The sequence below is a fragment of the Staphylococcus sp. GDY8P57P genome, from assembly GCF_017892585.1.
Taxonomy (GTDB): domain Bacteria; phylum Bacillota; class Bacilli; order Staphylococcales; family Staphylococcaceae; genus Staphylococcus; species Staphylococcus borealis.
The window spans coordinates 1-8,927 of record NZ_JAESLK010000058.1 but is presented as its reverse complement, the minus strand read 5'-3'; the positions used below and the strand labels follow the sequence as shown (position 1 = coordinate 8,927).

The 8,927-nt window shown below is 31.5% G+C and carries 8 protein-coding genes and 1 pseudogene; all 9 read right to left on the bottom strand.

Annotated features, from left to right (window positions below; translation table 11 throughout):
- Nucleotides 1-158 precede the first annotated feature (158 nt).
- Nucleotides 159-1,271, bottom strand: a complete 1,113-nt coding sequence (locus KA878_RS13400) for a glycosyltransferase (protein ID WP_193838867.1) — start codon at nucleotides 1,269-1,271, stop codon at nucleotides 159-161.
- Between the two features lie 10 nt (nucleotides 1,272-1,281).
- Nucleotides 1,282-1,905 carry a CatB-related O-acetyltransferase gene (locus KA878_RS13395; RefSeq protein WP_193838866.1) on the bottom strand — a complete coding sequence of 208 codons (624 nt, stop codon included), beginning with the start codon at nucleotides 1,903-1,905 and terminating at the stop codon, nucleotides 1,282-1,284.
- A complete protein-coding gene (wecB, locus tag KA878_RS13390) occupies nucleotides 1,902-3,029 on the bottom strand; it encodes a non-hydrolyzing UDP-N-acetylglucosamine 2-epimerase (RefSeq protein WP_193838865.1) in 1,128 nt (375 codons plus the stop codon). The genes KA878_RS13395 and wecB overlap by 4 nt, the downstream gene beginning before the upstream one ends.
- 4 nt (nucleotides 3,030-3,033) lie before the next feature.
- On the bottom strand, nucleotides 3,034-4,143 hold the full coding sequence (locus tag KA878_RS13385) for a polysaccharide biosynthesis C-terminal domain-containing protein (protein WP_193838864.1): 1,110 nt from the start codon (nucleotides 4,141-4,143) through the stop codon (nucleotides 3,034-3,036).
- 11 nt (nucleotides 4,144-4,154) lie between these two features.
- Nucleotides 4,155-5,177, bottom strand: coding sequence for a nucleoside-diphosphate sugar epimerase/dehydratase (locus KA878_RS13380; protein WP_193838863.1), 1,023 nt, complete (start codon nucleotides 5,175-5,177; stop codon nucleotides 4,155-4,157).
- A 10-nt stretch (nucleotides 5,178-5,187) separates the two neighbouring features.
- Entirely contained in the window at nucleotides 5,188-6,987 is a 1,800-nt protein-coding gene (locus tag KA878_RS13375) for a polysaccharide biosynthesis protein (protein ID WP_193838862.1), read from the bottom strand.
- Nucleotides 6,988-7,015: 28 nt separating this feature from the next.
- Complete coding sequence (locus KA878_RS13370) at nucleotides 7,016-7,783, bottom strand: tyrosine-protein phosphatase (RefSeq protein WP_193839946.1); 768 nt, start codon at nucleotides 7,781-7,783, stop codon at nucleotides 7,016-7,018.
- Nucleotides 7,776-8,480, bottom strand: a complete 705-nt coding sequence (locus KA878_RS13365; protein WP_193838861.1) for a polysaccharide biosynthesis tyrosine autokinase — start codon at nucleotides 8,478-8,480, stop codon at nucleotides 7,776-7,778. The genes KA878_RS13370 and KA878_RS13365 overlap by 8 nt, the downstream gene beginning before the upstream one ends.
- Nucleotides 8,481-8,493: 13 nt before the next feature.
- A pseudogene (locus KA878_RS13360) lies at nucleotides 8,494-8,927 on the bottom strand (capsule biosynthesis protein CapA); the annotation flags it as partial.

Sequence of the window (8,927 nt, the reverse complement as noted above, 5' to 3'; positions counted from 1 at the left end):
AATTATACGGACTTTATCTAAACTCCCCAAATTCTTTTGATGAGTGCATTTTTGAAAACAAAGGTATTAAAAATAATTGCATCAATACCATCAATAAAACATTTGACATAATACTATATATAAAATCTTTAGATTTGCTCATTTTGTCACCACTATATCTACTTATTTCGATATAAATCTATTAATTTCTTACTTTCATTTTGCCAATTAAGTGTTTTAGCTGCCTTAATAGCATTTTCGCGCAATTCGTCATATAACCTCTTATCATCTGACAGATTATTGACTGCGTCTGCAATGTTTTTAGATGTAACTTCATCAATAACAATACCGAAATTATATTTATCATTTAAAAAGTGATGTTCTTTAACTGGTGATAAAATCACTGGTAAGCCAGCATGGATACATTCAAATATTTTATTTGAAACAGTATACTCAAAATTGATTGATACTGGTTTAGTAAGTACAACTCCAATATCACTCTCGCTCAATTTTTTCACAAGTTCAGTTACTTCCACAGGCTCATCAATTCTCACATTTGCGTCTATAGATTTTATTAAGTCTTTTAAATCGTTTTCAAGTGGTCCGAATCCTCTAACTATATAATTAACTTTTTTATTATTTTGTATTTTGGATGCTTTTACAAATTCCTCATAACCACGATCTGCTACAATTTGTCCTTGATAAACAACTTCATTAGCCGATTTATCATTAGATAATTTGATTGATTCGTCTAATATTGGTGCATTTGTTATTACATAAGGTGTTTTTTTGTAACCTTTCTCTAGATAATAAGATTTTGCTGCATGACTAACAGTTATAAATGAATTAACTCTTTTATCAATAATATGTTTTTCCATTATTTCTACTATTTTAGAAATAATGCCATATTTGTTAATAAAAGCGTTCTTGGCATAAATCTCATGAGCATCAAAAATAATGTTTGCCTTTTTATATCCACTTAGATAAACCATCAATAGAACATCAAAGTCATTAGCATGAATCACATCTGGTTTATATCTCTTAATTTGTCTTATTACGCCTCTTGCAAAATTAATGCGCTTTAACAATTTGCTAAAGATTGAACTATTTTCATTTCTTTCGCCAAGTAATTTATATTGGAAATCTAATTTTTCCAAACGTTCCTTAGTAACGTTTTTATTGTTCATACCTAACATTAAATGTGTATTAGTAATGCTTTTTATTGTTTCCATTTGTTTTAGAATTCTTGGATCTTGAACAATATTACTAGATACTATATTTAAAATTTTCATTAATCTCTTCCTATTCTTTTGAAACTTTTAAATTATTTAGAGAAAAGTTTTTTGATTTCAATGTTTTAGGGCTCATTTCCCACCATTTGCTACTTAATAATTGTGAAATAGTTGTTTCATCAAATCTCTTCTTAATAGTTTTTGCGGGAACACCGCCTACAACTTCATAAGGAGAAACATTTTTGGTAACAACCGCACCTGCTGCTATAACCGCCCCAGTTCCTATTTCCACACCATCCATAATAATTACATTCGCACCAATCCAGACATCATGTCCAATTATTGTCATTTTAGGATTTTCATCAAATGAAGAATATGCTTCTCTAATACCAAAAGGGTTGTTATTAGAATAGAATACTGGCGAACTACTGAAATGATTGACTGGATGTTTTCCTAATCCTATTTTTACATTTGAAGAGATAGAACAATAATTTCCAATCTCTACATTATTAAAATCACTACTAAATCCAATATAACTATACTCTCCAATATTAGAATTTCTTATTTTGCAAAACCTATCTACATAATTATTTCCTTTAAAATTTGAATTTTTCACATAAGCTAGTTTATTCACTCTAATATTTTTTTCTTTTGAAGATGAAGATTTTAACAAACCTGTTAATTGTTTAATCATGATTTTCTCCAAGTATTGCGATTGATAATATCTTTGTAGCTTTGGATAATTTTCACAACTTTAGTTGAAACATTCGTATCTTTATAATCAATTGCATCAATCATTGGCTCATCATTTTCTTGCATAGCTTTAGCTAACTCCACTGATTGCACAAGATTATCATATGAAATTCCACCCACAATGACTGTACCTTTATCTAATACTTCTGGTCTTTCTGTTGAGGTACGAATTAATACACCTGGGAATTTTAAGATTGAAGACTCTTCAGACAATGTTCCGCTATCAGATAAAACTACAAATGCATTTTTTTGTAGTGCATTGTAATCAAAGAAGCCGAATGGTTTTAACTGTTTTACTAAAGGATGGAATTTAAAGTTTCTTTCTTCAATTTTCTTCCAACTTCTTGGATGCGTTGAATAGATTACTGGGATTTGATATTTTTCTGCTATATCATTAATTGCATTCATAAGTGATAAGAAGTTTGTTTCGTTATCAATATTTTCTTCACGATGCGCTGAAACTAATATATAATTTTGAGGTTTTAATTCTAATTTTTCTAAAATATTACTTTCGCCTATTTTATATGCATATTCGTCTAAGACTTCTTTCATAGGAGAACCAGTAACGAAGATGTTTTGTTTTTGGAAACCTTCATCTAACAAATAACGTCTACTATGTTCTGTGTACGGTAAATTCACATCACTGACATGGTCCACAATCTTGCGGTTTATTTCTTCAGGCACATTCTGATCGAAACATCTATTACCAGCCTCCATATGGAACACCGGAATTTTAAGTCTTTTAGCAGAAACAGCCGCTAAACAACTATTCGTGTCACCAAGAATTAAAAGTGCATCTGGTTGTTCTTCTGCCAATACTTCGTAAGATTTTGCTAAAATATTCCCCATCGTTTCACCTAAGTGATTACCAACGGCCTCTAAATAATGATCTGGCTCTCTTAATTCTAAATCTTCAAAGAACACTTGATTCAATGTGTAATCATAGTTCTGTCCTGTATGAACGAGCACTTGATTAAAATATTTATCACACGCTTTTATAGTTGCAGATAAGCGAATTATTTCTGGTCTTGTACCTACAATTGTCATTAATTTTAATTTTTCCATTTAATTAGACCTCCAAAAAGTATGTGTCTGGATTATTAGGATCAAAGATTTCATTTACCCACATAATAGTAACCATATCTGTGTCACCTAAATTTTCAATATTATGAGTATAGCCTACTGGTATATCAACAACTTCTAACTTTTCACCTGAAACATGATATTCTATCACTTCATCATGTCCTACTTTTCTAAAACGTATAACGCCAGTACCAGAAACAACTAAGAATTTTTCATTTTTAGTATGGTGCCAATGATTCCCTTTGACAATTCCTGGTTTTGAAATATTTACTGAGACTTGTCCTCTATCTATGGTCTTAAATATCTCTGTAAATGATCCTCTATTGTCAACGTTCATTTTTAGTGGATAGCTAAAGCTTTCTTCAGGTAGATAGCTGAGATAGGTACTATGCAATGCATGTTCAAATTGGTCTTCGATATTCGGTAAAGATTTATCGTTAGGAATTTCCTTAAATTGATATAATAAATTAGCAATTGTTCCTAATTTCTTTTCATACACGTTTGGAACTTTTGGTTCACCATTTTCAATATTAGGTTGATCTAAAATTGCATTTTTAAATTCTTTGATTACATCGTCAATATAATTTAATTTAAGAACTACATTTTCATCATTAACTTGTATTTCTTCATTTCGAGCGATTTTATGGCAAAACGTTGCAATTACTGAATTATAATTTGGTTTACACCATTTACCAAACAAATTAGGCAAACGATAAATTAACACTTTATTACCATTATCCTTAGCGAATTGTTCAAGTACTTTCTCGCCTTCACGCTTGCTATTGCCATATGGATTATCATTTTCAGCTTGAATTGATGACGACAATATAATGGTTGGTTTATTAGTATTCTCTTTTAAAATATTCAATACTTTACTTAGAAAGTCTACGTTGCCTTCTTTAAACTCTTCTTCATTTTTTGGTCTATTTATACCTGCTAAATGAACAACTGAATCAGCTTCTAATAAATATTTTTCCATATCTTCTGCCGTAGTTTGTCTATTAACTTCAAGGATTTCATTATCTGTAGTAGCTTTTAAATCTTCTTTTAAGTTTTTCCCTACGAATCCGTTTGAACCAGTTATAACAATTTTCAATGTAAATTCTCCTAACCCTGTTTATAATTATTTAATTCAGTTCTCACATATTCTAAAGAAAGTAACTTTTCTTTGATTTCTTCAACAGTTAATATGTTTGTGTTATCAGAATTGTACTCATACGCTTCTGTGATTTTTTCGTTACCATCTTCATAGTAATTACTATAGTTTAAGTCACGTGAGTCTGCAGGCACTCGGAAATAATCACCCATGTCTTCACATTGCGCATATTCTTCTCTAGTTAATAATGTTTCTGCTTGTTTTTCACCATGTCTCGTGCCAATAATTTTTATTTCATTATCCGCCTCAAATAATTGTAAAAGCGCTTCAGCTAAATCACCGACTTTTGAACTTGGTGCTTTTTGAACCATAATATCACCAGTTTGAGCATGCTTGAATGCATGAACTACTAACTCAACCGCTTCTTCTAAACTCATTAAAAAACGCGTCATATTTGGGTCAGTTACAGTCAAAGGCTCTCCTGCCTTGATTTTATCAATGAATAAAGGAATTACAGAACCTCTAGATGCCATAACGTTGCCATATCTAGTCCCGCAAATTAATGTTTGATCACTATCAACGTTTCTTGATTTCGCAACAAATACTTTCTCCATCATAGATTTAGAAATACCCATTGCATTGATTGGATACGCAGCTTTATCAGTAGATAAGCAAATCACTTTTTTTACGTTATTTCTGATTGCATTTTGTAAGACGTTCTCAGTTCCAATAACATTTGTTTTAACTGCTTCCATTGGGAAAAATTCACAAGATGGCACTTGTTTTAAAGCCGCTGCATGAAAGACATAATCAACTTCCCTCATTGCTGTTTCAACACTATGTGAGTCTCTAACGTCTCCAATGTAAAACTTCAATTTAGGATTGCTATATTTTTTTCTCATGTCGTCTTGTTTTTTTTCATCTCTTGAAAACACTCTAATTTCTTTAATATCAGTGTCTAGGAATCTTTCCATAACTGCATTACCGAATGATCCTGTTCCACCTGTAATTAACAACACTTTATCTTTAAACATATTAACTCTCCTATTCATTAGCAATCTTAAGTATTTTGTCTTTATCAAAGTCATTACCTAAATCTTCGATAATTGCATCTACTTCTTCTTTTGAGAAATCCTTTACCTTACCACGATAAATTTTTTCATAAACTTGTTCTGGATGAATCTCATTTTCATTAAGTAGTTCTTCATACATTTTTTCACCAGGACGTATGCCACTAAACTTAATTTGAATTTCATCCTCAGTTTTACCGCTTAAGCGAATTAAGTTACGCGCTAAATCCACAATCTTCACTGGTTCACCCATATCTAGCACAAATACTTCTCCGCCTTTGGCTAGCGCACCAGCTTGAAGTACTAATCTTGAAGCTTCCGGAATTGTCATGAAATATCTAGTCATGTCAGGATGCGTAACAGTTACAGGACCTCCCGCTTCGATTTGCTTCTTGAATAATGGAATTACTGAACCGCGTGAACCTAATACGTTACCAAAACGAACAGCTACAAAATCTGTTTTACTATTTTCATCATTAAGACTTTGTACTACCATTTCAGCTACACGCTTAGATGCACCCATCACATTCGGTGGATTTACAGCTTTATCTGTTGATACCATTACAAATTTTCTCACACCTGCATTTTTAGCTGCTGTAGCAACATTTCTAGTACCTAATACATTATTTCTAAATGCTTCTATTGGATTATATTCCATTAATGGCACATGTTTATGTGCCGCAGCATGGTATACCGCATATGGTTTATATTCATCCATGATTTCTTGAATACGTTCTCCATTTTGTACATCAGCTATAATAGGTATAATTTCTATTTTATCCTTGTAAATCGCATTTAATTCTTGGTGAATAAGATAAATACTATTTTCACCGTGGCCCAGTAATAGTATACGTTCTGGTTCAAATTTACATACTTGTCTACATATTTCAGAGCCAATTGACCCACCTGCACCAGTAATCATAATTGTTTTATGCGTAAGTTCTTTAGAAATCATGGCCATATCTAATTCAACTGGTTCTCGTCCTAGTAAATCTTCAACTTCTACACGTTTTAATTGATTAACTTCCAATTCACCCGCAAGAACTTGTTCAATACTTGGCATTTTGAATAACTCGATTCCAGTACTATTACAAATATTATTTATCTCTTTAAGCCGATCTGGTTTAAGCGTAGGTATGGCAATGATAATACGCTTAATTCTATATTTATTAACTAAATTTGGAATATCATCAATAGAACCTTGTACTTTGACGCCCTCAGCAATAGTCAATTTTTTCTTTTGTGGATCGTCATCAACAACTAGTACTGGTTCAAGCCCCATTTCAGGGCTTCTTAACATTTGGCGAATTAATAATGAGCCACCACGACCTGCACCTACAATTAGCGTTGGTTTTTTCTTTTGTTTTTTCCCTACGACAAATCCTCTAGCAACTCTCCATGAAATTCTTGAACCACCTATAAGAATCAAATGCATCATCCAAGTTATTAAATATAATCTGAAAAACGGTGGATGTGCAGTAAAGATTGGAACTAAAATCATCGTTGCGATAATTGAACATGTAACCGACTCTACGATTAATAGAAGTTCATTAACACTAGCGTACTCCCAAGCACGATGATAAAGATTAAATATGTATGCAAAGACATGATGCGAAATCAGTAATACAATTGAATTAACAATTAAAAGATTCCTTGAATACCCCTCAAAAAAAGGTTCTAAAATGTTGTAACAAATAAAAACTGAAAAAGCTACAATAAGTGAATCTATTATAATTAATATTAGAAGACGTCCTCTTGCACTTAACTTGTCCACACGTCTATCCCCCTAACTTACTTTCCTTTTAAAACAATCCAAACAATTTTCTATCATTGTAATTTTGAGTTGGTTGTTTCTTTATTACATCCTCATCATTAACAATGTACTTAGCGTTATTAATCAAATTTTCTATGCTTTTTTCATATTTTTTTAATTTTTTGTTATTGTATAAGCTTTTCATTATGAATGGCCTTTGAGATTCATGATGAGCGTCTGATGCAATAAAATGTACCAAATTATTTTCAATCATTTGAATAGAAATTTTTTGTATTTTTTTGCCTTGAATTCCTTGTAATGAAGATGATGTTAATTGAGCAAGTGCACCCTGATTGATTAAATTATAGAGCACATCTAAATTTTGACTAATTTCCTTATTTCTCTCTGGATGCGCAATGATTGGTATGTATCCTTCTGATTGCAATTCAAAGAAAAGACGATTCGCATAGTGAGGAACCCCTCTAGATGGAAATTCAATCAATAAATATCTAGAATGATTCAAACCAATAGCTTCGCCTTTTCTTAGTTGCGGTAAAACTTGATCGCTTATTCTTATTTCTTGACCTGGAAGAAGCGTAATTCCCAATTCTTTGACTTCATCTAAGTCTATAATTTGTTGTAACTTCTCATTAACTTTCTCGTAGTTATTATCAAATTGAGGACTTAAGTGATGTGGAGTTACGATAATCTCTGTAACTCCTTCACTTTGTCCTTGCTTAAGAAGATTTAGCATATCTTCTTTCGTCTTTGGTCCATCGTCTACATTTACCAGTACATGATTATGTATATCAATCATTACTTTCATCATCTCCATAATAATAATAAGTTGATGATTTTTCTTTAGGCGTTTTATTTAGAATTGCACCTAAAAGATGTCCATCTGCTTGTTCAATTAATCGTTTTGCTTTTTTAATTTCGTTTTTATTATTATGTTCAGTATCAATTACAAGTACACAGTCATCTACATTTCTTAAATAAACTTGCGCATCCGTCACTGATATAACTGGTGGCGTATCGATTAATATAAAGTCATATATACTAAATAACTTATCTAGTATATTAGTAAAATTAGTCGATGCTATTAATTCTGATGGATTTGGTGGAATTGGACCAGATGTTAGTAAATCTAAATTATTAATTCTTGTACTTCTAATCGCTTTATCAAAATCCGATTTTCCAATAATTAAATTTGATAATCCGTCATAATTAGTTGTTTCAAAGTGATAATGTTGCGTCGGCTTTCTCATGTCACCATCAATAATCAATGTTTTATATCCTGCCTGCGCATAAGTAATAGCAATATTAGCTGATACTATACTTTTACCAGCTGCTGGTTTCTCAGAGGTAACTATAATACCCCTAATTTCTTCAACACCAGAAAACATTATATTAGATCGAATCCCTCTCACTTTTTCGCTCACAATTGATTTAGGTTTGTCTTCAACAAATAAAGGTGTTTGTAGCTTTTTACGTTTCTCATTTTTTTTAGCCATATCTCATTTACTCCTATTTCAATTTTTGAATTGTACCTAAAACCGGTATATTTAATTCACGTTTTACATCTTCTTCCGTTCTAATTCTTCTATCAAACAATTCCTTAAAGACTACAATTACCAATGCCAAAATAAGTCCAAGAACTAATCCAATTGCTAAATTTTGAATTAAATTTGGCGAAACTTTAGTAGCAGTTCCATCAGCTTTAGATAAAATTGACACATTATCAACATTCATTATCTTAGGCATATCTTTCCTAAAAATTTGAGCCACTTCATTTGCTACTCTTTCAGCGTCATTCTTACTACCATTTTCAACGTTGATTGTTAAGATTTGTGAGTCAGACTGACTTGCAACATTTAACATATTCTTTATTTGTGATGCTGAATATTTTGAATCTTTTTTTGCTACATCATCAATAATACTAAGTAGTTCAGTTTTGGAGT

Bases quoted from the DNA above. Each gene is read 5' to 3' on its own strand.
- KA878_RS13400 (WP_193838867.1), bottom strand. From the start codon at position 1,271: ATGAAAATTTTAAATATAGTATCTAGTAATATTGTTCAAGATCCAAGA.
- KA878_RS13395 (WP_193838866.1), bottom strand. From the start codon at position 1,905: ATGATTAAACAATTAACAGGTTTGTTAAAATCTTCATCTTCAAAAGAA.
- wecB (WP_193838865.1), bottom strand. From the start codon at position 3,029: ATGGAAAAATTAAAATTAATGACAATTGTAGGTACAAGACCAGAAATA.
- KA878_RS13380 (WP_193838863.1), bottom strand. From the start codon at position 5,177: ATGTTTAAAGATAAAGTGTTGTTAATTACAGGTGGAACAGGATCATTC.
- KA878_RS13370 (WP_193839946.1), bottom strand. From the start codon at position 7,783: ATGATTGATATACATAATCATGTACTGGTAAATGTAGACGATGGACCA.
- KA878_RS13365 (WP_193838861.1), bottom strand. From the start codon at position 8,480: ATGGCTAAAAAAAATGAGAAACGTAAAAAGCTACAAACACCTTTATTT.